Source organism: Moritella sp. 5, assembly GCF_018219455.1.
Classification (GTDB): Bacteria; Pseudomonadota; Gammaproteobacteria; order Enterobacterales; family Moritellaceae; genus Moritella.
The window spans coordinates 3,779,265-3,802,708 of record NZ_CP056122.1 but is presented as its reverse complement, the minus strand read 5'-3'; the positions used below and the strand labels follow the sequence as shown (position 1 = coordinate 3,802,708).

Genomic DNA, 23,444 nt, shown 5'->3' with positions numbered 1-23,444 from the left:
CCGTTACTTAGCGTTGTTAGTTGTTGAGTTAGCTTCTGCCTTCATGATGGCTGCGAATGATGAACCTTGTGCGAGGGCTACGGCGTTTAATACTGCGGCTGCTTTACTGCGGGTTTCTTCGGCTTCGGCTTGTGGGTTTGAATCGTAAACCACCCCCGCACCAGCTTGTACATACGCAGTGCCATCTTTAACAAATGCAGAGCGAATAACAATACAGGTATCCATGGTGCCATCACCCGTAAGGTAACCAACTGCACCGCCATAACTACCACGGCGTTGCTGTTCTACTTGACGAACCAGTTCCGCGGCGCGGATCTTAGGTGCGCCAACTAACGTCCCCATGTTCATGCACGCTTGGTATGCATGTAGGGCATCAAGGTCATTGCGTAGTTTTCCTTTTACCCGCGACACTAAGTGCATTACGTAGCTATAACGATCTACGTTTAATAGGTTAGCCACATAACGTGTACCCGGCTGACTAATACGAGCCACGTCATTACGGGCTAAATCAACCAGCATGATGTGTTCGGCAGTTTCTTTCTTGTCTTGGCGTAACTCTAATTCGATACGGCCATCTAAGTCGGGGCAAATCGAGCCATCGGCACGGAAACCACGGCGGCGAGTACCTGCAATCGGATAAATTTCTACATCATTAGTTTGCGCATCATATTTCAATGCACTTTCTGGTGATGCACCAAATAACACAAAGTTAGAATCGTTTAGGTAAAACATGTACGGACTTGCGTTCGTTTGTTTTAGTTTGGCATAAGCGGCTAACGAATCTGGACAAGGTAAGCTAAAGCAACGTGACGGTACAACTTGGAAAATGTCACCTTTACGGATGTAGTCTTTTAAATCTTCAACTGTCGCGCAGAACTCACTGTCACTAATATCAACCTTGAGTGTTAGCGCTGCGGCTTTAGACTCTTGCGTAGCTGTTAATACCGTCGTGCACTCAGTTTGGATATGGGCTAATTTTTCTTCTGTTTCGTTAAGTGCAGTGGCAAAGTGCTCGCCACCAAATACACTACCGATTAATTTTGATTGTTGGGTTTGACGATCAATAACAATTAAGGTTTCGGCAATATAGAATACAAAATCAGGACAGATATTGGCGCCATCTGGCACTTTTGGTAATTCTTCAACACTGGCAATCATGTCATAGGCAAAACAACCACCGAGGAATAATGCCTCATGAAAAGGTGTTTCTGGAATGACACGGTTGATAATAGTGCGTAAAGCGTCGAATGGTGATGATGACTGTAAGCGGGAGTCTTCATCAAGGCTATCGTCAGTCGGGGCGAATATTAAAGCGAGTTTGTTATGACTCAAAGCGGTAATGGCATCGTTGCCAAGTTGAGCTTTAAACTCATCGGCTAAGAATGGCAGAAGGTTCTCGCCGTTCAACGTTAATGCGGTGAATTCAACCGTACGTCCAAAGCAGGCGATTTTAACGGCAGCATCGAGCAAAATTAAACTTTGCAGTGCGGTTTTTGTGACTATATCCGCTGATTCTAATAATAGGCTGTTACCGCTTGGGCGATACATGTGGCGATAGAAGGCAAGGGGATCGTCAATATGAGGGCAATCTTGCTGAATCGAATGTAATTTTCCTGGCGCTAATCGTTGCGTCATCGCACTTTCCTTGCTCTAGTTTGTCTAAATTTCCAATAAAAAAGCCCGCTTCAATGAAACGGGCTTTAATGTTTGTTATTTTTTGTAGATTTACATTTACTGCAGATATCACAAAATCACATGCCCGTTTAGAGAGGGATGTGCCACCACCAACTGATTGTTTGGTTTGTAATATTTTGCATTGCGTTTGAGCCATAAAGTTATCTAAGTAGGTTAAACTTAGGCGTTTAGGGCTATTATTGTCAATACATTTATTAATTTTTGTGTGAAATTGTTAAATAAAACTTATAATAGGGCCTTATTGTGCTTTTTTCTGAATTTTTATCGCTGGATACGCTTTATTTTTATGATATACGATTTACATTCTCATACGACAGCCTCTGACGGTTCTTTAAGTCCAGCTGAATTAGTCCAACGTGCGGTTCTACATCGCGTTGATGTGTTAGCGATTACCGATCACGATACTACGGCTGGCCTCCAAGAAGCCCATGATACGATTGCAGCCAATCAATTACCGCTTACTTTAGTTAATGGTGTTGAAGTTTCAACCAATTGGCAAAACCATGAAATTCATGTGGTTGGCTTAAATGTCGACCTCGAGAACCCTGTGTTGCAGGCATTCTTAGCAGAACAGCGTAATAAGCGTGAAGAGCGCGCGGTTGAAATGGGTAATCGTTTAGCCAAAGCGCGTATTCCAAATGCGTATGAAGGCGCGAAAGCACTTGCTGGCGATGCCAGTATTACTCGCAGTCACTTTGCTAAATATTTAGTTGAGCAAGGCGTTGAAAATACCTTTCAAAATGTATTTAAACGTTTCTTAGCTAAGGGAAAAACTGGCTATGTGCCACCCAACTGGGCAACAATTGAACAAACGATCGAAATAATTCATCAATCTGGTGGGCAAGCTGTACTGGCTCATCCGCTGCAGTATAAACTGTCAACTAAATGGTTTAAAAGATTATTAGCTGCCTTCGAAGAAGCGGGTGGTGATGCTTTAGAAGTGGGACAGCCACAACAAGGTATTACCGAACGTACTCAGTTAGCCAGTTATGGTCGTGATTATAATTTGTCTGGGTCTGTTGGTTCTGATTTTCATCGACCAAGCAGCTGGACTGAATTAGGTCGAAATTTATATATCCCTAAGGATTGTACCCCGGTGTGGTCGTCTTGGCCTGAAGGTGATGCGAAACTTGCCTCCACTGTGGAGCAAGGCGCTTAAGTTTACCAAGTGGTAATTAAGCGGTGTCAGCGATGGTCATTAAACAGTGAAGGAGTAATAATTTATGAGTCAATTTTTCTATGTGCACCCTGATAACCCGCAAGCGCGTTTAATCAGTCAGGCGGTTGCTATTTTACGCAATGGTGGTGTGATCATCTATCCAACAGATTCTGGCTATGCGCTAGGCTGTCATATTGGTGATAAAATGGCGTTAGAGCGTATTTGTAAGATCCGAAAGTTAGATAAAGAGCATAACTTTACCTTGTTGTGTCGTGATTTATCGGAATTATCACTGTACGCACGCGTTGATAATCAAGCTTATCGCGCGCTTAAAAATAATACCCCGGGTCCTTTTACGTTTATTTTTAAAGGAACCAAAGAGGTGCCGCGTCGTTTAGTGAATCCTAAGCGTAAAACAATCGGTATTCGTGTGCCAGACAACACAATTGCATTGGCATTATTAGATGCACTCGGTGAACCTATGATGTCGACGTCGTTAATCTTACCGGGTAACGAAGGTGCAGAATTTGATCCAGAAGCGATTCGAGACCAACTTGAAAACCAAGTGGAACTCATTATCAATGGTGGTTACTTAGGCGAGCAAGCGACAACGGTTATTGATTATTCGGAAGGTGATGCCGTTATTCTTCGTCAAGGTGCCGGTGATGCATCTTCTTTCGTGTAACCTGTGGTAGAGTCTAGCACTGCGATTGCCAAGGTTAATGGCGAGTTATTACGTAAAGTTCCCAAGGATTTGTTTATTCCGCCAGATGCGCTGAGTGTATTCTTAGACGCATTTGAAGGACCGTTAGATTTATTGTTGTATTTAATCAAAAAGCAAAAACTCGATATTTTGCAGCTGCCTATGCAAAAAATCACCGCGCAATACATGGAATACGTGGATCTGATGACTACGTTGAAAATTGAACTTGCCGGTGAGTATTTGGTCATGGCAGCTTTGTTGGCTGAAATTAAATCACGGTTATTGCTCCCTAAACTAGTGGCGGCAGAAGAAGAGTTGGACGATCCGCGTCTCGTGTTGATCCGACAGCTACAAGAATATGAAATCTTTAAGAACGCGGCAGAAAATCTAGATAAACACCCAAGGATCCAGCGCGATATTTTTGTTGCTAACGCCGAACTGCCAGAAAATATTACGACAACCCCGTTATTAGCTGAAGTATCTCTGCGCGACTTGGCGTATAATCTGCAAAAATTACTCAAGAAAGCAGAACACTTCGAGCATCATCAGATCCAACGTGAAGTATTAACCACGCGTGAAAAGATGACCCATATACTGGCATTACTGCAAGATGGTAAAGTGCGAACTTTCCATCAAGTACTCGATCTTAAAGAAGGTCGACGTGGTATTGTGGTGAGTTTTCTGGCGATCCTTGAGTTACTTAAAGAGTCTTTAATTAGCCTTATCCAGAATAATCCTTTGGGTGAGATATACTTAAGTTTAGCCGAATAAGTATGAGACCTGAGTGTGAATACAACACCTTATAAACAGATTATTGAAGCGGCTATTTTTGTTGCGAAGAAACCGTTATCATTAGCGGCTTTATGCCGTGATGTTCTTGCCGATGAAGGTTTAAGCCGTCAGCAAGTGACCGCCTACATTGCCGAGATAAGCGCCGATTATCATGATAAAGGTATCGAGCTGGTGGAAGTAGCCAGTGGTTATCGCTTTCAAGCGCGTTCACATTTAACGCCTTGGTTGCAGCGTATGTTGCAAGATAAGCCCGCTAAATATTCGCGCGCGACATTAGAAACATTAGCACTGATTGCTTATCGTCAACCCGTAAGTAGGGGGGATATTGAAGCAGTTCGTGGGGTTGCTGTGAGTAGCCAAACGATCCATACGCTTGAAGAGCGTGAATGGATTAAAGTGATTGGCCGCAAAGAAGTACCGGGTAGACCGGCTTTATATGCGACAACGACCCAATTTTTGGATTACTTTGCTATTAAAAGTATCCAAGAGTTACCCCCATTGGACGAAGCGTTATTGGCTAAATTAGCCGCCATGGACGAAGAAACATTGTTAGATATTTAACAGTATCAAATAAAAATAACTGTGTTGGGTATCTGAGGATATCTGGCACATACAAAATTTTTTAATTGCGAAATAAGATCGTAACTTAATATTTAGGAAAACTGATGAGTGAAAAGCTACAGAAAGTACTAGCACGTGCTGGTTTAGGTTCCCGTCGTGAGATGGAAGCTGTGATCGCAGAAGGCCGTGTCAGCGTTAATGGTGAAATTGTGACATTGGGTACCCGTGTTGAAGAAACGGACAAAGTTCGTTTGGATGGCAATCCGGTACACGTGATCACTGAAGAAGAAAACGTTTGTCGTATTCTTGCATACCATAAGCCTGAAGGTGAGTTATGTACACGTAAAGATCCAGAAGGTCGTAAGACAGTATTCGATCGTCTACCACCATTAAAAAGCGGCCGTTGGATCGCGATTGGTCGTCTAGATATCAATACATCTGGTCTATTATTATTTACGACAGATGGTGAGCTAGCAAACCGTCTAATGCACCCTAGTCACGAAGTAGAGCGTGAATACTCTTGTCGTATCTTTGGTGAAGTAACACCAAAAATCATTCAAAACCTGCGTATGGGTGTTGAATTGGAAGATGGCCCTGCCAAGTTCCAAAAGATTAAAGGTGTTGCAGAGGGGACTGGTGGTGAAGGTCTTAACCAATGGTACAACGTATTATTGAGTGAAGGTCGTAACCGTGAAGTACGTCGTTTATGGGAATCTCAAGGTATTCAGGTAAGTCGTCTTATCCGTATCCGTTATGGTTCATTAGTACTTGATCGTCGTTTACCACGTGGCGGTTGGTCTGAACTTGCACTAAACGAAATTAACTACTTACGCGTACTTGTGTCATTACCACCAGAAACGACTGCACGTAACTTAGATCGTAGAGAAACTCGTATTCGTCAAGGCCGTATCCGTCGTTCATTGAAAAATAATGACGCACGTCAAAAGCCGACTAAAAGCGGTCGATTGGGTAAAGAGATCGAAGAAACCAATGAACCTCGTGGTAAAGGTCGTACTAAGCCTACGGGTTCTGGTATACCAATCCACAAAGGTAAGAAAGGCCCTGCTAAACAGCAGCGAGGCCCTAAAGCGAAAAAACGTACTCGTATCTAATAAGACGTTTTTAATTGCAATGCGCTATTTATAACAAAATAGACGTGGCTGTATAACGCGTTATCCCTGCCTGCAATCGGCATTGGGTTAACGCGTTTTTTTATGTCTGCACCCTGTCATCTTACTGTCAAAAAACTGCAATACCCTAGTCATTAACAAGCGCTAATATCATCCTCTAAATTGATGTGAAATTATTATAATTGGAAGGATCCTAGAATGAAAAAAACGCTTGTATTAACGATGGCTATTTTACTTGGTGGTTGTGTTGCAACTGACACTGCTTCAACTACATCATCATCTCAAGTTGCCAATGTACAAACTGAACAATTCTTTGAAGTACACAAAGGTGGCCGCATTTACCTGTTTAGCGATTTCGACCTTTATCAAGATTTCATGCAATTAGGTCACACTGCTTACTTTAAAGCATTCATTGGCGAAGGCCCGCACGGTGAAACGCTTAAGTTTGGCTTAACTAGCGAGCAGAAAAAGAAACTTGAAGGCGTGAAGCATGTCGATTTATATCAAGGTAAGCGTGAAGTAACAGGTCCTTTCTATGGCGAAATGTTCATGGAAAACCGCTACTACGTATTTAGCTCGTGGGCAGACATGAAGTTAACGCGTGACTCTGGCGAAGCTGCATTACGTTTCAGTGATATTGGTGCTGGCCCTGACGGTAAAACAGTCATTTACGTACTTAATAGTAACAACAAAAAACAACGTCCAGATGCACTAATGGCTGAGTTCAAGAAAGCACATAACCTATAAATGACAATATCATATAAGCATTAATATGAATCAGTTGTCGAGAGCATTATAGGAACACTCATCTACTAGGAAGTATTGCTCGGCTAATATTGCTGACAAAAATGGAGTTTAAAATGAAATACAAAAACATGATTGCTCTAGCTGCAATAGTAAGTAGTGGGTCAGTTTCTGCTAATTCGTCAGACCCTATTTATCCGGATCAATTGAAATTATTTGATCTTGGGCCAGAGATATGTGGAGAAAGTTATCGTGCGGTGACTCGTGATGAAGCCTTGAGGATCAAGCCTGCTATTGTATCCAAGATGGGACATTGGCAAATATCTGGTCTCGCTAATAATTGGGTGATTATGGGAGCTGGATATTATGGTGAGATTAAGCAAGGCTCTGCTAATACTACATGGTGCTATCCTAAGGATGGTGTAGCTCCTATTCCGGTATTATCCACATTATCTATTCCCGCTGGTGATGAAGTGGAGATACAATGGCGATTCGTTAATGATGATTATAATTTTATTCAGCCTGTTAGCTACTTAGCTCATGACCTTGGTTATGCGTGGGTTGCTGGTAATGGTAGTGGTTATGTCGGTGAAGATATGGACGTTCACAGGGAAGGGGATAGTTGGCGTATTCAAGGTAATAATCAAGGTTCCTGTGGTGGCTACAGATGCGGTGAAAAGACATCCATCAAGGTCGATAATTTTGCTTATACGCTGGATGAGGCTGGTTTTTCTCACGGAGACGTTACAGAATCAGGTAAACAATTGATCAAAACAGTTACCGCTAATGCAGTAAACAATAGCGACGTACCTCAGCAAGTGATTGTGCAATTAAGCTATGATACTAGTAGTAGCTGGTCTAAAACTGATACCTATGGATTTAGTGAAAAGGTAGCCACCAAAAATACATTTAAGTGGCCCCTAGTGGGCGAGACGGATGTCTCTATTGAAATAGCCGCAAATCAGTCTTGGTCATCTCAAAACGGTGCCTCAGAGAGTCATCGTGTCTCGCTTGCAGCAAGGCCTGTGATACCAGCTAATTCAACAATGCCTGTTAGGATCGCTATCTATAAATCGAGTATTTCTTATCCCTATGAGTTTAAAGCCGATATAAGTTATGACCTGACCTTAAATGGTTTCTTACGTTGGGGAGGGAATGCTTGGCATACTCATCCTGAAGATCGTCCGACTATGGTTCATACTTTTACCATAGGGCGTTGGGCTGGAGAGTCCAATAGTATTAGCTACCAGTGGGATAAACGTTATATCCCGGGAGAAATACGCTGGTGGGATTGGTCTTGGACTATCAATGAATATGGCTTATCGGCTATGCAAAGAACGTTGGCGAGAGTTCTCAGACCTGTTCAATCTGCAGTCTCTGGTCATTTTTATGCGGAAAATCAATTCGCTGGCGATATCGAGATTGGTTACCCTAAAGTTAATCAACTTAACAGCTCTAGAGATGCAGACCATGGTGTAGCGCTTAAAGACATAAACTTCAATGCGGATGAAATGGAATTGCTCGGCTTTGAAAGTGTTGAACTAAGTATTACTCCGGTCGTGCAGTCGCCGTAAATCAGCTTATAAGGGCATAAATTAAAAATATATTCCCCCATTCTGCATAGTTTGGGGGAAACTAAATAATCGCTTTATATTAGTATTTGAACTGATCTAATCTAATCGTATTTTATAGCGGAGGGTTAGTGGTATTATTTTTAGGAGCAACCATTAGTGCCTGTATATCATTGCCACTGGGTTGCTGAAAAGCGTGTAGGCCAAATGCAGGTAATACCGAGAAGATATGATCAAAGATATCTGCTTGTATGTTTTCATAAAAAGCCCAACGTGTTTCATCGGTAAAAATATAGATCTCGATTGGCATGCCTTGTGTCGTTGGTGCTAATTGTCTTACCAATAATGTCATGTCTTTACGTACTTTCGGGTGCTGTTGTAAGTAAGCTAACAAGTATGCGCGGAATGTTCCTATATTGGTCAAACCACGGCCGTTCACCGCTTTCTCGTCTTCATTGAAGTCGAGATTAAAAGTATTGATATCAAAGCTTTTATCCGCAAGGTAGTTTTTTAATAAATGAATCTTGCTAAGACGTTGTAACTCATCTTTGGTTAAAAAATTGATGCTTTGAATATCAATAAAGAGACTACGCTTGATACGGCGGCCGCCTGATTCACTCATACCGCGCCAGTTTTTAAACGCGTCAGACACCAAAGCATAAGCTGGTAGCATGGTAATTGTTTTATCAAAGTTACGTACTTTAACTGTGGTTAACGATACTTCTTCAACCGTACCGTCTGCACCGTATTTATCCATTTGGATCCAATCGCCCTTAGTGACCATTTGGTTCGTGGCTAACTGAATACCGGCGACAAAACCTAAAATGGTATCTTTGAATATCAGCATGATGAAACCAGTCGCTACACCCAGGCCGCTTAAGAAATAAATTGGTGTTTGGTTGGATAAAATCGAGACAGTAATAATGGCTGTTATAAAAAATAAAAACAGTTTAATTAATTGAATAAAACTAGTGATGGGTAAGCGTTGTGTTGCTTTGTGCTCATCGGCTATCTGTGCAATAGCATTCAATACAGCATAAATCGCGCGTATAAATAAAATCACTAACAAAGCAGTAAGAAGGCGACCAAGAATATCGGAAACAAACGGAGACCATACAGAGAACAGAGGTAGTAGTAGCTCAATAACCAGTAGTGGCACTAATAATGCGAACTTCTCTAAGACACCATGTGCAACAAATTTATCATCCCAAGTCGCTTTGGATCGAGCTGATATGACCTTCATTGCTTTAATCACGACACGTTTCACTATTACATAAGATATCGCCGCTAGACTCAAACATAATACGAGTAGTATTAGGTTGTAAGTATTTGCCCCTGTGTTATTTAACGTGTCGCTCTCTGAGAGCCATTGTGAAATCATTAACCTTAGTTCTTTATCCAATGTCATTATCCTACTACGGTAATAAAACGGTATGATATTCATTATGCTTAATGATTAGCAATCATTATTATCAAATTCCTCTTCTATCCTGCATTTGTTCATTTGATGAAGAACATAAAAATCACAATTAGTTCGCTAAAAGTGATATTGCCAATAGCTAAAAACAGTTTTATAACATACATTACACAAGTTTTTATCATTTTGAGAGGGAAGGCACACAACATGGCAATGAAGCTTATTTTAATTATCTTGTTTGGATTAGCACCTGCAACGTTTGCGTTTGCATCAGGTGGCGGTGGAGACATTGTTGATCTTACTGCGTCCAGAATAGGCTATTTTGCTGTAATTATCTTTACCTGCGCATACTTGCTGGTAATGGCGGAAGAGCATTTACATTTACGAAAATCAAAACCTGTCTTGGTGGCTGCGGGTATTATTTGGGCTCTCATTGGTTGGCACTATGCTAGCTTAGGCATGTCAGATGTAGCTGAGGCTGCATTTAGGCATAATCTGTTAGAGTATGCTGAACTATTACTGTTCTTACTGGTAGCGATGACTTACATCAATGCGATGGAAGAGCGTCAGTTATTTGATGCACTGCGCAGTTGGATGTTAGGTAAAGGTCTCGATCTGAGGGGCTTATTTTGGTTAACGGGTATTCTCGCATTCTTTATTTCTCCGATTGCCGATAACTTAACCACAGCACTGCTTATGTGTGCGGTAGTAATGAAAGTTGCAGGGGAAGATAAGAAGTTTATTAACCTTGCTTGTATTAATATCGTTGTTGCCGCAAATGCGGGTGGTGCGTTCAGTCCATTTGGTGATATTACAACCCTAATGGTATGGCAAAAGGGTATGGTCGAATTTAATGAATTCGCTGCGTTATTCTTACCATCTGTGGTTAATTTCATCGTACCAGCTACGATCATGACGTTCTTTATTCCTAAAAATGCCAAGTTATCTGGTGTACAAGAAATCGTATATACCAAACGTGGTGCGAAGCGTATTGTCTTGTTATTCCTACTGACAGTTACATCAGCTGTTGCTGCACACAGCGTGTTACACATGCCACCAGTATTAGGCATGATGACTGGCCTGGGTTATCTGCAATTCTTTGGTTACTTCCTGCGTAAAACGCTGCCAATCTCGTTAGAGCGTAAACGTGCAAAAGCAGAACTTGCTAACGACGAAAAAGCCTTAGAACAGCTTGGTGGTGTGGTGCCATTTGATGTATTTAACAAAGTCGCGAAAGCGGAATGGGATACCTTGTTATTCTTCTACGGCGTGATCATGTGTGTAGGTGGTTTAGGATTTATGGGTTACCTCAGCCTGGCTTCTGGCATTATGTACGGCACGTGGGATACCACAGTTGCTAACGTGGCAGTCGGTATTTTGTCTGCGATTGTTGACAATATTCCGGTGATGTTTGCGGTACTAAGCATGGAACCAGATATGTCTTTGGGTCAATGGTTATTAGTGACCTTAACAGCGGGCGTGGGCGGTAGTTTACTGTCTATTGGTTCGGCTGCTGGTGTAGCGCTGATGGGTCAAGCACGTGGACTGTATACTTTTGCGGGTCACTTACGCTGGGCACCAGTCATTGCTCTGGGTTATATAGCTTCGATTCTTTGCCATTTATGGCTGAATGACGCGCTGTTTTAATTTATAAAAATTAAAGTTAGCACTAACCAAATACACTGTGTTTGGTTAGTGCTTTTCAATTCAGTTAATCTTTAATACAAGATTTAACTATTCTTATCAATCTCATCCGCTTGCGTTTGTACTGCATATTGTAATTGTTCTTCTAGCGCATCATGCTCGGGTTTATCTTTGATCGACACACTCAATTCACTGTCATCGAATACGTCAGAGCATTGTAAGATCTCGACCATATCAGAAGCGATATCAGGAACTGAATCAACCATAGTACTGGCGATATCAACGGCATATTCAGGGATGGTTTCTGCAATTTGAGTGACGTATTCATTGACCGCAGTTTCGATATTAGCTGTGGTATCACCCGGTGCAGCTTGCTCTGCTTCAATGAGGTTAGCGACGTACGCTTCGGCGACCACGTTCGATGATTCTGGTAGCGCTTCTGATACTGCTAAGGCTAACTCGGCAGACTGTTCAGGTGATACGTCTGTTAAACGGCTATACAACTCAGTTGCGGTCTGTTCAGACGCGGCAGCAGCACGATCGACAGGACGCATTTCATCTAACGAATTAGATAGACTGGTCATGTATTGATCTGTCATTTCTAACAGCTCTTCTTGGTGATCTTCAACCATATTTTCAGCCGCAACTTCCATTACATCAATACCGTTGTCTGGCATTGAGTTGGCGATGGCAACAATAATATTGGTAAATTGATCTGGACGTTCGGTGGTGATCCAGTCGACTAATTCTTCAGCTTGTTCTGGTGAGGCGTTAGTGAGTGCTTCTGCGATATGAAGACTCATCTCTGGTGCGGCTGCTGTGATGGCGCGATACAGACGGCTAATATCAATTTCGTCAATGGTACTTAGTGCTGCGGCTAAGTTCGAGGCATCATTTGGGTCGCGCATAGCTAAAGTTTTTGCCATGTTCACGGCGGCGGCTGGATTGTTAGCGGCTAAACTAATCGCCACTTCAACTTCTGACGTTGGTTCAAAAGAAGGTTGTGCATACTGGGTTCGTGGATCCAGTTCTGATGCCACACCTGAGGGGGTTTGCATGATGAAGTTTTCTTGTTCATCGCGTGGTAATGCGGTCTGATTGACCATATTACCAATGATCAAAGCCAGTAATGTCATGGCCGTCATGCTCGTAAATGAAAATAATGCAGCACTGCCAAACATGTTCATGGCGATCGACGCGAGATTGGGACCCAGAATACTACCCAGTGCGTAAATGAGTAGTAAGGATCCCATTGCTGCTAGGATTTGTTCTCTTAATACTTTATCGAAGGTTTCTGACATGCTCATTGGGTAGAGGCAAGCGGTTAGCCCCATCACGATCGCAATCGTTAACAAGGTGAGATTAAATTGTGATGAGCTAATCAGTTGCGGCACTAATAAAGACAATGCTGCAATGGTTAATACCATACCGATCATGGTTTTACGACGGTCAAAACGGTCGGATAAATAGGCGATCGGATATTGGAAAATGATGGCACCAAAGATAGATGCCCCCATGAATATGGATAAACTGAAACCTTGAATACCATGATCATTGGCAAAAATAGGCAGCATGTTGACTAAGCCGGCATAAAGAAAACCGCCATAAAAACAGCAGATAACACCGAGCGGTGACAGCTTCATAATGGTCATTAAGGACATGGACTGACTGTCTTCAATCTGCGGCCCTTGATGTTTACTTATCACCATGGGGGTTATAGAAAGACTAAATAGAATACCGGATATAACAAACAAGGTGACATCGCTAATCGGTGCCACGTTCAACAAAAATTGACCAGAGAACAGCGCAGACATGATCACCATCTGGTTAATCGATAATATTCGTCCACGGCTTTCTTCTGTAGCGCTATGGCTTAACCAGCTATCGAGTGTGGCATTGGCACAGGCCATACAAAATCCAGTGAGCATACGCATTGCGGCTAACATTAACGGCTCTGGATACAGGCCTGAAAGTAAGATTGCCACCGAGGTTAAGCTACCGCACATGGCAAATATACGAATGTGGCCAACCCGCTGTAATAGTGTTCGACTATAGAGTGCACCCAGTAAGAAGCCCACTGACAGCATAGATAAGATGATACCTATGTTATCGACGCTGATACCGTCATTTTGCATGCGTACAGGCAATAGAATATTACTTAAGCCATAGCCAAGCATGAGCAAAAAGCCACTGACAAGTAGCAATATGAAAGGTTTCAGGGTCGTGGTCACAAGCGTGTTCTCTTTTCTATTTAATCTAAAATTGTTAATTAGTAATTCCTATAAGCTTTATAACATATAACTAACAATTGATGGTATCCGATTACGTCTTTGCGTAAATATTTTCACACCTCTAAAAATGCTGTACACTTAACCAGTCTTAAACTACTTTTTCTGGTTAATTTTGTCTGCTACATATCTGGGTTTTTTATTATCGCGCCATAGCCGTGATCGTAATGGTAACAATGAATTAAGTTACTGGTTAGCATCTGAAATGGGTGCGGTTAAACTGATCCCGGCAACCCAGCCGCTGGTGATGTTCATTCCTCAAGATCAACTCACGACTGCATTGGCTTGTTTAAGTGAATTGAATCCACGTTTTACTTATAAAAATCTGAAAATGCGCAGTTTTGATTTAGAACTTATGAGTGCGTTTTATTTCCGGACTTCCCATGATTACCATCGCGCACAAGAGTTATTAAGACGTAAGCTGGTCACTGTATTAGAAGCCGATATTCGCCCGCCTGAGCGTTACTTAATGGAGCGTTTTATCAAAGGCGCAGTCGAGTTCATGGGCACGCCTGTACAACGCAAAGGTTATGTTGAATTTCAACAAGCGCAGCTTAAACCAGCGGAACTGCCAGATAACTTAGTCGATAAAATAAAACAGATCTCACTGGATATCGAATGTTCAGAACACGGAGAGCTTTACTCTATCGGTTTGTATTCCCTAAGCCCTGCGTATTGCCCAGACGGTCAGCCCTTTAAACGGGTATACATGATAGGTGAACAGCCTGAGCGCGATTTAGCACAAACTCCTGAAAGCGAGCCGTTAATCCATTGGGTTGCCGACGAGAAAAGTTTATTACTGGCGCTGCAAGCCTTTGTGATCAGTTACGATCCCGACATCTTTATTGGTTGGAACGTGATTAACTTTGATTTCCGTTTATTAGCCCAACGTGCCACATTCCATAATCTTAAATTAGCATTGGGTCGAGGTGGGCAAAACCTGCATTGGCGAGATGGCCGTACACCACAACAGCAAGGATTTTTAACCTTACATGGTCGGGTGGTGGTTGATGGTATTGATAGTCTAAAAACTGCAACCTATAGCTTCCCAAGTTTTAGTTTAGAAAACGTGGCACAAGAGATTCTCGGTGTTGGTAAAGATACTGATGATGTCGATAATCGCATGGAACAGATCAATCACGACTTTCATTTCAATAAGGTCAAATTAGCGAAATATAATCTGCAAGATTGCGTCTTAGTGTGGGATATTTTTGTTAAAACCCGTTTGTTAGATTTTTTATTACTACGCTCGCAGTTAACTGGTTTAGAGCTAGATCGTAACGGTGGTTCGGTACTGGCGTTTACCAATGTGTACCTGCCTAAGTTACATCGCGCGGGTTATATCGCGCCAAATCTGCGTGAGAGTGGGGTAATGGCAAGTCCTGGCGGTTATGTGATGGATTCATTTCCTGGCTTGTATGATCATGTCATCGTACTGGATTTTAAAAGTCTGTATCCGTCAATTATTCGCACCTTTAAAATTGATCCGGTAGGGTTGCTAGAAGGGGTTCAAAACCCAACTGAGGCGATTCCGGGTTTCCGTGGTGGTTTGTTTGATCGTGAAAAGCATTACCTTCCCGATATTATTACCGAACTGTGGTCGCAGCGTGATCAAGCCAAACTCGATAAAGATGCTGCCCGTTCACAGGCCATTAAAATCTTAATGAATTCGTTTTATGGGGTGTTAGGGTCGGGAGGTTGTCGTTTTTATGATACCCGTTTAGCCTCGTCGATCACCATGCGTGGGCAAGAAATCATGCAGACTACCGCAAAATGGATTGAAGAGCAGGGATATAAGGTGATTTACGGCGATACCGATTCCACCTTTGTATTACTCGATGCCGCCAAGTTTACCGAGGGTGATCGTAGTGAACAGGCCGATCGTATGGGCGCAGAGTTGACCGACTATATTAATCAGCAATGGCAGCGACACTTACGCGAAGATTACGATATTAACTGTTTCTTAGATATTGAATACGAAGTGCATTATCACAAGTTTTTAATGCCGACTATCCGTGGCTTGGATAAAGGCAGTAAAAAGCGCTATGCCGGATTAGTGAATACCAAAGACGGTGAAAAACTGATTTTTAAAGGGCTGGAAACCGTACGTACCGATTGGACTGATTTAGCCAAAATGTTCCAAATGGAGTTATATCATCGGGTATTTCATGGCTTAGCAGTCGAAGATTATGTGCTGGAAATTGTAGAAAGGACCTTAGCTGGTGAGTTTAACGATAAGTTGGTTTATCGTAAGCGTTTACGCCAAGAGTTGTCTGCTTATGTGAAGAACGTGCCGCCACATGTAAAAGCGGCGCGTGCTGCTGATGAGAAGAATCGTCAATTAGGGCAACCGTTACGTTATCAGCATAAAGCGTGGATCAGTTATGTGTTAACCCTGAGTGGCCCTGAAGCTGTCGAGCATCAACATTCGGTACTCGATTTTGAGCATTACATTGAAAAACAAATTAAACCCATTGCTGATGGTATCTTGCCTTTTATTGGCTTGAGTTTTGATTTGATAACCGATCAACAAATGGGATTATTTTAATCCTACCACAACTCCCCTGACAGTACTTTACCCGCATTTGTGAAACGTATCCTGACATATTAAGACAAACTAGTTTATCTTAATATGTCATAGATTTATGAACATGCATTATTCATTCATCAATATTAGTTATGCTCACTATAAATGACGGCTAATTGCTTTGACATAATATCGGCAATTTTAGCTTGTGCAGTGCGGTTAGGGTGAATACCGTCGTTCTGCATTAAGCTTGGGTCGATAGCGATCTGCTCCATGAAAAACGGTAACACGGTAATGTCTTTTTCACTGCCAACCTGCGTAAATACATCGGTAAACATTTTGCTGTAGCGTGGACCATAATTAGGTGGAATACGAATATTCATCACATACACAGGAATATTCTGCGCGTGTGCTAGCTCTATCATTTTAGTCAGATTTTTTTTGATTAACTTGGGTGGAAAACCACGTAAGCCGTCGTTACCACCGAGTTCGATGATCAGTGTATCAATTGATTGCTTGGCTAAAATACCCGGTAACCGAGACAGGCCGCCAGCGGTAGTCTCACCACTGATACTGGCATTGATAATATTATACGGGGCATTTTGCTTTACTAACTGTTGATTAAGCAGGGTTACCCAGCCTTCACTTTGTGTCATACCATAACTGGCACTAAGGCTATCACCCAATAATAAAATTTTATGGTTAGCTGTGGCATGTGCTGCAGGTAACAAGGTAACCATCAATAATAATACTTTAAAGGCATTTTTAAACATGAAGCTAAATTCCGACGTTATATTAAAAGTAAGTGCCTTAACTAAATCAGTTAAAACAGAGGCTAAAATCCTCGATATATTACATCCGATGGATTTAGCTGTGGTAGCAGGTGATTCATTAGCGATTGTTGGTGCGTCTGGCTCTGGTAAGTCTACCCTATTGTCTATTATAGCGGGACTCGATTTACCTTCGAGCGGTGAAGTTTTTCTTAAAAATCAGCCATTGCACCAATTCAATGAAGAAAAACGAAGTGCGGTTCGTGCGAAACATGTTGGTTTTATTTTTCAGCAGTTCTTACTTATAAATAGCTTAACAGCATTGGAAAATATCATGTTACCGGCTGAGTTAGCAGGTATGAATAATCCCGAACAATTAGCGCGAGAATTATTAGCCAAAGTTGATTTAACCGACAGAGCCGAACATTACCCGTCACAATTGTCGGGTGGTGAGCAGCAGCGAGTGGCGATTGCCCGTGCCTTTATTTCTAAACCCGACATTCTTTTTGCCGATGAACCTACAGGTAACTTAGACACAAAAACGGGATTACACATTGCTGAGTTGTTGTTTGAAATTAACAAGCAAGAGGGTACCACCTTAATATTAGTCACTCACGACCCTAAATTAGCCGCGCGTTGCCAGCGCCAAGTGATCATGGACAGTGGCCAGTTAATAGAAGCGAATGTTGAGTCTTTAGTTACAGAGCCTTTAGCGACAAAACAGCAGTTAAGTGAGTCGTTATGAGTTATTGGCGAAACCACTCCCTGCGTTTATTAAAACACGAATTAAAACGCGGTGAATTGACCATTATCTTATTGGCGATCGTATTAGCTGTGTCTGCGGTATTTGCTTTATCGGGTTTTTCTAGTCGTGTTAAACAAGCATTAACCGCCGAGAGTAGTACCTTTATTGCAGCGGATCGAGTATTGGATACCGGCAGTGTTATTGATCCTGCGGTATTAGCCAAAGCAACAAGTTTGGCGTTAATCCAAGCTCAACAGATACAAATGTCATCGATGGTATTCACTGATGATCAGATGGCGTTGGCGGCCTTATCGGCGGTATCGGATACCTATCCATTACGCGGTGAATTATTGGTAAGTCCGTCGTTAGATGCTTCACAAGCGGTTGCGGCCAATTCACCGAAATCCGGTGAAGCTTGGTTAGAAGCGAAAGGATTAAGACAGTTAGGCATTAAGCTTGGCGATAGCATTGAAGTCGGCGTCATGCGTTTTAAAGTCACAGGGGTGATCACGCAAATACCGGATGCGTCGTTTAGTGTGTTTAGTTCTGGTCCTGTGGTGTTTATTAATACTCAAGATGTACAGCGAACCGAACTTATTCAACCGGGTAGTCGACTAAGTTATAAATACCTGTTCGCAGGAGAAACCGACAATATCACCACATTTGAGCAATGGTTCAAACCACAGTTGACTGATAACCAGCGTTGGTATGATATCAAATCACAAAATTCACCTTTGGCGAGAGCGTTAACTAAAGCGGATAAATACTTGTCATTAGCCAGTATGCTGGGCATTGTTTTAGCCTCAGTTGCAGTTGCGGTCGCAAGCCGTCGTTATAGTCAGCGTCATCAATCTGTGGTGGCGGTGTTCAAAGCTATGGGGGCATCTAAGCGTTATGTGACTAAACTATATTGCCTGCATTGGTCGCTATTGAGTGTACTGAGTATCAGTTTAGGGCTAATTGTGGGCTATCTGATATTGAATATTGGTTTGTATGCCATGCGCGATTATCTTGATACCTCGAGCACAGGTAATATGGCATATCCCTTCTTAGTCGCGATTGTTACGGGCATTATTTGCGCTGTGGCTTTTGCGATCACACCATTAAGAGAGTTGGTAAACACTTCGCCTATGACCCTGTTACGCGGTCGTGATAGTAGCGATAAAAATAGTTTGTTGACGAGGTTAATGAGTCCGCTACCTGCGTTATTCGCTATTTTTACGCTGCTGTATTTGTTTAGCCAAGATGCAGTGCTAAGTGCAGCGTTATTAATTGGCGGTATGCTGGTCGCATTCGTACTGCTCGTTATTGGTCGTTTGTTTATGTCTGTGGGACGTTCTGCGGGCAGTAAGGCTGGAAAATCGTGGCATTTAGCGCTAGCCAATTTGAAACGTCGTGCTAATGAAAATGCGGTGCAATTGATTAGTTTTACCATCGCTATTCAACTGCTATTGGTTATTGTGGTCATGAAGAATGGCCTCATTGATGACTGGCAGAAGCAATTACCGGATAACAGTGCCAATCGATTTTTAGTCAATATTACGGCCAGCCAAGTCGAGCAAGTAGACAATTTTGTTGACGCGTTAGGCATTGAATCCAGCGGCCTATTTCCCGTTGTTCGTGGTCGATTAACCAAAATTAATGATGACCAAGTGACTAAACGTGTGAGTAAGGAAGAAACTAAGTCTGCTGATAATGGCCGCCGTGGTGTGGGTCGAGAGCTAAACCTGACTTGGCGTGATGTGATCCCTTATGAAAATAGTTTAATTGCTGGTAGCTGGTGGCAGCCAGAAGATACCCGCGCGTTAGTGTCTATCGAATCGACATTAGCAGATAAGTTAGATGTCGCTGTCGGGGATCACTTAACGTTCCAATTGGGCAGTGAAGAAGTACAAGTGATGGTTAGCAGTATTCGTAAAGTGAACTGGCAAACGCTGCAACCTAACTTTTACATGATCTTTAACCAGCATGTGCTATCTGATTTCCCTGCAACTTATATTTCATCGTTATATGTACCAGATGATGCAACTGATGCTTTGCAGGATTTCTTGAGCCAGTATCCGACCATTACCTTAATTGATGTGGACGCTATTATTACCCAGCTAAGAAGTGTGATAGGGCAGGTCTCCATTGCCATTGAGTTTATTTTGGTGCTGGTGGTATTGGCCGGCAGTCTAGTATTAGTGGCGCAGGTACAAGCGAGTATGGAAGAGCGTGAACGTGAACTTGCTATTTTACGTACCCTTGGTGCAAGTGGCCGCTTACTTCGTCATAGTGTGTTATTTGAATTTGTAGCCTTAGGCGCATTAGCTGGACTGATGGCGAGTATTGCCATGGAGCTGGGCGTGTATATTTTACAAAGTCGTATCTTCGAGATGCCTGGGACGTTCCATTTTCAGTATTGGTTGTTAGGGATCGGTGCAGGTGCGGGCTTTGTTGGTCTGATTGGTTTACTTAGTTGTTGGCGTTTATTAAATATGTCGAGTGTGACGCTAATTAGGCGGACCATGTGATTTGAACTTATTCAACTAACCGAGATGCTGTGCCATGACGTTCAACGTGGCACAGCTAAATGGTGGGTTACCTGGCTGTTTGTGCCTTAGTATTTACTTTCGTATTCGGACGCGAAAGTATCACGAGTGCTGGGATTGCTGCTAATGCAACGTATAGACCAACAAATACGAACCCTTCAGGAATTAATAGGCCAACGATGAGTGGTGTTGCGCCACCAAATAATGACAAGGCGATGTTATAGCCAAAACCGAGCGCAATAATATCCCTTTCTGACTCCTGCCATAATACGGCTGCTAGATTACCCAATAGAAATCCTGAGATAAGGGTAAATAGGATAATTGAAAGCGTCATATAAATAGCGTTACCACTCGATAGCATGAGGAATAGTGGGGTAGAAAATAAAATTAATGCGATGCTAGCTAAACGGAATGCCTGTGTAACAGAGCTATATTTATCTGTTAGCCAACCTGTTATTGCGAGTGTGAGTAATAACAGCAATGAATTAATTAGCGGTAAGTTAGCAATCGCTAATTCTTCACCAATCATTTTACTGGCAAAATTTTGAGTATAGAAAATTACCGCACCGATAATGGTCACCATAAAAATACGTAAGATGAGCGTTGAGCGTTGCATTGGTATAATGACTGTTTTAACCGCTAGTAATTCAGGCAGTGACAAGCGGAAATAAAGGCTCATTAAGGTGTTCAATACACCGACTAATAGCGGTAATCGCCAACCAAAGTCATTCATTTCTTCAACCGTTAGTATCTGATTTAAGGCGTAAACAACAACTAATGATATGACAACACCGACTAATGAACTGGCGACAATCAGGCTACTGGTTTTAGATTTGTCTACTTGGTCAGTGCCTTGATGTAAATAAGATATCAAGGTTGGGTATTCACCACCGAAGCTAAATGCTTGTACAATTTGCAGTAATAAAAAGGTGACAACGATATACTTTCCAAGTGCTTCAACCGGCATGAACGCCATACACAGTGTTGCAAGACCTATCATGAAGTTGGTTAATATTAATGCCGCGCGTACGCCGTGTTTTTTTGCATAATGACCAATAACAAGTCCACCGAGTGGTCGGACTAAAAAGCGTAATGCGAATATCCCCCACACCACGTATTCGGCGTGTTCAATACCTTGATGGGCAAATAACACTGAAATAAAGCCTGAAATTGAAGCGAATACCGCAATATCATAAAACTCTAAGGCATTACCGGTGACGGCGCCGATTTTTTGCTTCCATGTTAATCTGATCATTTTATTCCTTTAACATATTGATTACTATTAATAATTAAATGACCCTAATCGAACTTGCTTGATCGGGGAAATTGGTGATAAACCCGATACTGGCAGTCAGTGAGGCGCATGTTATTGAGAGATGACGTAGGTGTCCAGACATGGCTGCAAAATTTTGACATCGTTTTTCGTTATTTAAATGATGTATATCCAAGAACTCATCCTAAATCTAATCCTTTTGGAATAGATCATACCCACAATTTGGGTTAATAACACTAATAAATACTCAAAAAGTAATATATGCTTAGTGCTTAGTATCCTGAAGGTACACTTTGTAACATAGCTTGAATGCATTAGCGTATTTGTGTATACAATTATGGGTATGAAATACAGCTCTGTTAAACTAGCTAATTATTGGAATTATTTGCTTTGTTTTATGGATTTAACACCGCATCTCAATTTTAACTAGGAAAATAAAATTTATGGCTTTTTATTATTATGCAATATTCGCTGTTTTTATGATGCTCATGCCCTGCTTAATTTTTGTTAATGGTATTATTAATTACAACCGTAGTTCAAATAAAAGCGACTAATTCTAAGCGCGCCTTGTATGACCCATGAAGAATTATGTTATTGCTGTGCTCCTTATTAAACTATCTAAATTATTATCAATATAATTGGAGTTTATGTTTTAGATTGTTGTCATAAACCAATAGATACATATAGAAATTTAATAAGGAAGTCGTAATGAATAAAACGGTAATTAAATATGGCCTCATATTAGCTGCGCTGGTTAATATTGGTGGAGTACTGACGTTCTCGCAATTGTTTAGTAATACGGCCATTAATGATGCAGACCCTGTTGTGATGTCTAACTTTGGTTTAGTCATGATCATGGTATGGGGACTGGCATATTTTGCTGCCGCGATGACCAAGGGTAATATTCGTTTGTTAGTCTCAGTTTTTGCGATAGAAAAATTGGTATACGTGGGCGCATGGGTGTATTGGTTAAGCACGCATAATTTATTTAGCCTGTATGAAACAGACTTATTTGCCGGTATATTTTATACCATCTACGGCTTAAATGATTTGCTGTTTATGGTGTTCTTTATCAAGGTTGCTATGTATAAAGGCACTGATGTTTAACGATAAATGAGCGTGAATTGAAGCTAATAATCGTAATTACAGTGCCTTTTTTATTTAAAACGATTAACCGACTTGATCTAACTGTGCGTTACGATAAGTCACAATATCTTCAATCGTTAATACTGGTAAGTCGTGCTTTTCACCAAAAGTAATGATTTCTGGTAAACGTGCCATTGTACCGTCAGGATTGGTTACTTCACATAATACACCTGCAGGTTTTAGCCCCGCGAGTTTCATTAAATCAATGGTCCCTTCGGTATGGCCACGGCGTGTTAATACACCACCTGGTTGTGCGCGTAGCGGGTAAACATGACCTGGACGTGCCAAATCACTTGGCATTGCATCATCGGCAATCGCAGCTTTAATTGTGGTAACGCGATCAGCAGCCGATACGCCTGTTGTTACGCCAACGGCCGCTTCGATACTCACAGTAAACGCAGTACCGTACTGGCTTGAGTTGTTCTCAACCATAGGTGCAAGCTCTAAATGTTTAACACGCTCGTCAGGTAGACAAACACAAACAATACCACTGCCTTCTCGGATCAGTAATGCCATTTGTTCATTGGTAAGCGATTCAGCCGCATACACCATATCGCCTTCATTTTCGCGGTCTTCATCATCAACAACTAAAACCCCTTTGCCTAAACGTAATGCTGTTAGTGCAGTTTCAACACGCGTGATCGCGTTGCCAAAAGGGGAAAGTAAAGACTGATTCATGGTTTAAATCCTTAATATACAACTATATAAATATTGGGTTCCAGAATCAGGGCGTGCAGAATTAGAGGTG

19 protein-coding genes are annotated in these 23,444 nt (G+C 42.0%); 12 read left to right on the top strand and 7 right to left on the bottom strand.

Translation table 11 applies throughout. The features are described from left to right. Positions 1–3: 3 nt before the first annotated feature. Positions 4–1,635 (bottom strand): anthranilate synthase component 1, encoded by a 1,632-nt coding sequence (locus HWV01_RS16860; protein WP_211672645.1) that lies wholly within the window; start codon positions 1,633–1,635, stop codon positions 4–6. After that, complete coding sequence (locus HWV01_RS16855; protein WP_211672644.1) at positions 1,574–1,831, bottom strand: hypothetical protein; 258 nt, start codon at positions 1,829–1,831, stop codon at positions 1,574–1,576. The genes HWV01_RS16860 and HWV01_RS16855 overlap by 62 nt, the downstream gene beginning before the upstream one ends. A gap of 150 nt (positions 1,832–1,981) precedes the next feature. Between HWV01_RS16855 and HWV01_RS16850 the strand changes: the two genes are divergently transcribed. The 7 genes from HWV01_RS16850 to HWV01_RS16820 all read left to right on the top strand — a co-directional run bounded on the left by HWV01_RS16850 (position 1,982) and on the right by HWV01_RS16820 (position 8,358). Further along, a complete protein-coding gene (locus HWV01_RS16850; RefSeq protein ID WP_211672643.1) occupies positions 1,982–2,854 on the top strand; it encodes a PHP domain-containing protein in 873 nt (290 codons plus the stop codon). Between the two features lie 64 nt (positions 2,855–2,918). Continuing rightward, the gene (locus tag HWV01_RS16845; protein WP_211672642.1) at positions 2,919–3,539 is read left to right on the top strand and encodes an L-threonylcarbamoyladenylate synthase; all 621 of its coding nucleotides are present in this window, start codon (positions 2,919–2,921) and stop codon (positions 3,537–3,539) included. Positions 3,540–3,542: 3 nt separating this feature from the next. Continuing rightward, positions 3,543–4,328 carry a ScpA family protein gene (locus tag HWV01_RS16840; RefSeq protein ID WP_211672641.1) on the top strand — a complete coding sequence of 262 codons (786 nt, stop codon included), beginning with the start codon at positions 3,543–3,545 and terminating at the stop codon, positions 4,326–4,328. A gap of 15 nt (positions 4,329–4,343) precedes the next feature. Next, positions 4,344–4,910 (top strand): SMC-Scp complex subunit ScpB, encoded by a 567-nt coding sequence (gene scpB / locus HWV01_RS16835; RefSeq protein WP_370629410.1) that lies wholly within the window; start codon positions 4,344–4,346, stop codon positions 4,908–4,910. 104 nt (positions 4,911–5,014) lie between these two features. Continuing rightward, complete coding sequence (gene rluB / locus HWV01_RS16830) at positions 5,015–6,022, top strand: 23S rRNA pseudouridine(2605) synthase RluB (protein WP_211672640.1); 1,008 nt, start codon at positions 5,015–5,017, stop codon at positions 6,020–6,022. Between the two features lie 216 nt (positions 6,023–6,238). Further along, the gene (locus tag HWV01_RS16825; RefSeq protein ID WP_211672639.1) at positions 6,239–6,787 is read left to right on the top strand and encodes a hypothetical protein; all 549 of its coding nucleotides are present in this window, start codon (positions 6,239–6,241) and stop codon (positions 6,785–6,787) included. Between the two features lie 113 nt (positions 6,788–6,900). Beyond that, positions 6,901–8,358, top strand: coding sequence for an aerolysin family beta-barrel pore-forming toxin (locus tag HWV01_RS16820; protein WP_211672638.1), 1,458 nt, complete (start codon positions 6,901–6,903; stop codon positions 8,356–8,358). Positions 8,359–8,470: 112 nt separating this feature from the next. Here the strand turns inward: HWV01_RS16820 and HWV01_RS16815 are convergent, their stop codons facing one another. Further along, complete coding sequence (locus tag HWV01_RS16815) at positions 8,471–9,757, bottom strand: mechanosensitive ion channel family protein (RefSeq protein ID WP_211672637.1); 1,287 nt, start codon at positions 9,755–9,757, stop codon at positions 8,471–8,473. Between the two features lie 222 nt (positions 9,758–9,979). Between HWV01_RS16815 and nhaD the strand changes: the two genes are divergently transcribed. Next, entirely contained in the window at positions 9,980–11,419 is a 1,440-nt protein-coding gene (gene nhaD, locus HWV01_RS16810; RefSeq protein WP_211672636.1) for a sodium:proton antiporter NhaD, read from the top strand. An 83-nt stretch (positions 11,420–11,502) separates the two neighbouring features. Here nhaD and HWV01_RS16805 read toward each other — a convergent pair whose 3' ends face one another. After that, a complete protein-coding gene (locus tag HWV01_RS16805) occupies positions 11,503–13,647 on the bottom strand; it encodes an MFS transporter (protein ID WP_211672635.1) in 2,145 nt (714 codons plus the stop codon). Between the two features lie 172 nt (positions 13,648–13,819). Here HWV01_RS16805 and HWV01_RS16800 point away from each other — a divergent pair, with 172 nt between their 5' ends. Further along, positions 13,820–16,252: a DNA polymerase II gene (locus HWV01_RS16800; protein WP_211672634.1), complete on the top strand. Its 2,433-nt coding sequence runs from the start codon at positions 13,820–13,822 to the stop codon at positions 16,250–16,252. Between the two features lie 125 nt (positions 16,253–16,377). On the opposite strand, the gene HWV01_RS16795 is transcribed toward HWV01_RS16800, so the two are convergent. Next, positions 16,378–17,004 carry an arylesterase gene (locus HWV01_RS16795; protein ID WP_211672633.1) on the bottom strand — a complete coding sequence of 209 codons (627 nt, stop codon included), beginning with the start codon at positions 17,002–17,004 and terminating at the stop codon, positions 16,378–16,380. Between HWV01_RS16795 and HWV01_RS16790 the strand changes: the two genes are divergently transcribed. Together HWV01_RS16790 and HWV01_RS16785 are read left to right on the top strand one after the other, a co-directional pair. Continuing rightward, complete coding sequence (locus HWV01_RS16790) at positions 17,003–17,746, top strand: ABC transporter ATP-binding protein (protein ID WP_211672632.1); 744 nt, start codon at positions 17,003–17,005, stop codon at positions 17,744–17,746. The two genes, HWV01_RS16795 and HWV01_RS16790, sit on opposite strands and share 2 nt — an antisense overlap. Further along, positions 17,743–20,259, top strand: coding sequence for an ABC transporter permease (locus HWV01_RS16785; protein ID WP_211672631.1), 2,517 nt, complete (start codon positions 17,743–17,745; stop codon positions 20,257–20,259). The genes HWV01_RS16790 and HWV01_RS16785 overlap by 4 nt, the downstream gene beginning before the upstream one ends. Positions 20,260–20,326: 67 nt before the next feature. Here HWV01_RS16785 and HWV01_RS16780 read toward each other — a convergent pair whose 3' ends face one another. Beyond that, positions 20,327–21,532, bottom strand: coding sequence for an MFS transporter (locus HWV01_RS16780; RefSeq protein ID WP_211672630.1), 1,206 nt, complete (start codon positions 21,530–21,532; stop codon positions 20,327–20,329). A 726-nt stretch (positions 21,533–22,258) separates the two neighbouring features. Here HWV01_RS16780 and HWV01_RS16775 point away from each other — a divergent pair. Continuing rightward, the gene (locus HWV01_RS16775) at positions 22,259–22,657 is read left to right on the top strand and encodes a hypothetical protein (RefSeq protein ID WP_211672629.1); all 399 of its coding nucleotides are present in this window, start codon (positions 22,259–22,261) and stop codon (positions 22,655–22,657) included. A gap of 63 nt (positions 22,658–22,720) precedes the next feature. On the opposite strand, the gene ribB is transcribed toward HWV01_RS16775, so the two are convergent. After that, on the bottom strand, positions 22,721–23,374 hold the full coding sequence (ribB, locus tag HWV01_RS16770; protein ID WP_211672628.1) for a 3,4-dihydroxy-2-butanone-4-phosphate synthase: 654 nt from the start codon (positions 23,372–23,374) through the stop codon (positions 22,721–22,723). Positions 23,375–23,444 lie beyond the last annotated feature (70 nt).

Excerpts from the sequence above, each read along its gene's own strand:
- HWV01_RS16860 (WP_211672645.1), bottom strand. The coding sequence starts at position 1,635 with ATGACGCAACGATTAGCGCCAGGAAAATTACATTCGATTCAGCAAGAT.
- HWV01_RS16855 (WP_211672644.1), bottom strand. The coding sequence starts at position 1,831 with ATGGCTCAAACGCAATGCAAAATATTACAAACCAAACAATCAGTTGGT.
- HWV01_RS16850 (WP_211672643.1), top strand. The coding sequence starts at position 1,982 with ATGATATACGATTTACATTCTCATACGACAGCCTCTGACGGTTCTTTA.
- HWV01_RS16845 (WP_211672642.1), top strand. The coding sequence starts at position 2,919 with ATGAGTCAATTTTTCTATGTGCACCCTGATAACCCGCAAGCGCGTTTA.
- rluB (WP_211672640.1), top strand. The coding sequence starts at position 5,015 with ATGAGTGAAAAGCTACAGAAAGTACTAGCACGTGCTGGTTTAGGTTCC.
- HWV01_RS16825 (WP_211672639.1), top strand. The coding sequence starts at position 6,239 with ATGAAAAAAACGCTTGTATTAACGATGGCTATTTTACTTGGTGGTTGT.
- HWV01_RS16820 (WP_211672638.1), top strand. The coding sequence starts at position 6,901 with ATGAAATACAAAAACATGATTGCTCTAGCTGCAATAGTAAGTAGTGGG.
- nhaD (WP_211672636.1), top strand. The coding sequence starts at position 9,980 with ATGGCAATGAAGCTTATTTTAATTATCTTGTTTGGATTAGCACCTGCA.
- HWV01_RS16790 (WP_211672632.1), top strand. The coding sequence starts at position 17,003 with ATGAAGCTAAATTCCGACGTTATATTAAAAGTAAGTGCCTTAACTAAA.
- HWV01_RS16795 (WP_211672633.1), bottom strand. The coding sequence starts at position 17,004 with ATGTTTAAAAATGCCTTTAAAGTATTATTATTGATGGTTACCTTGTTA.
- HWV01_RS16785 (WP_211672631.1), top strand. The coding sequence starts at position 17,743 with ATGAGTTATTGGCGAAACCACTCCCTGCGTTTATTAAAACACGAATTA.
- HWV01_RS16780 (WP_211672630.1), bottom strand. The coding sequence starts at position 21,532 with ATGATCAGATTAACATGGAAGCAAAAAATCGGCGCCGTCACCGGTAAT.
- HWV01_RS16775 (WP_211672629.1), top strand. The coding sequence starts at position 22,259 with ATGAATAAAACGGTAATTAAATATGGCCTCATATTAGCTGCGCTGGTT.
- ribB (WP_211672628.1), bottom strand. The coding sequence starts at position 23,374 with ATGAATCAGTCTTTACTTTCCCCTTTTGGCAACGCGATCACGCGTGTT.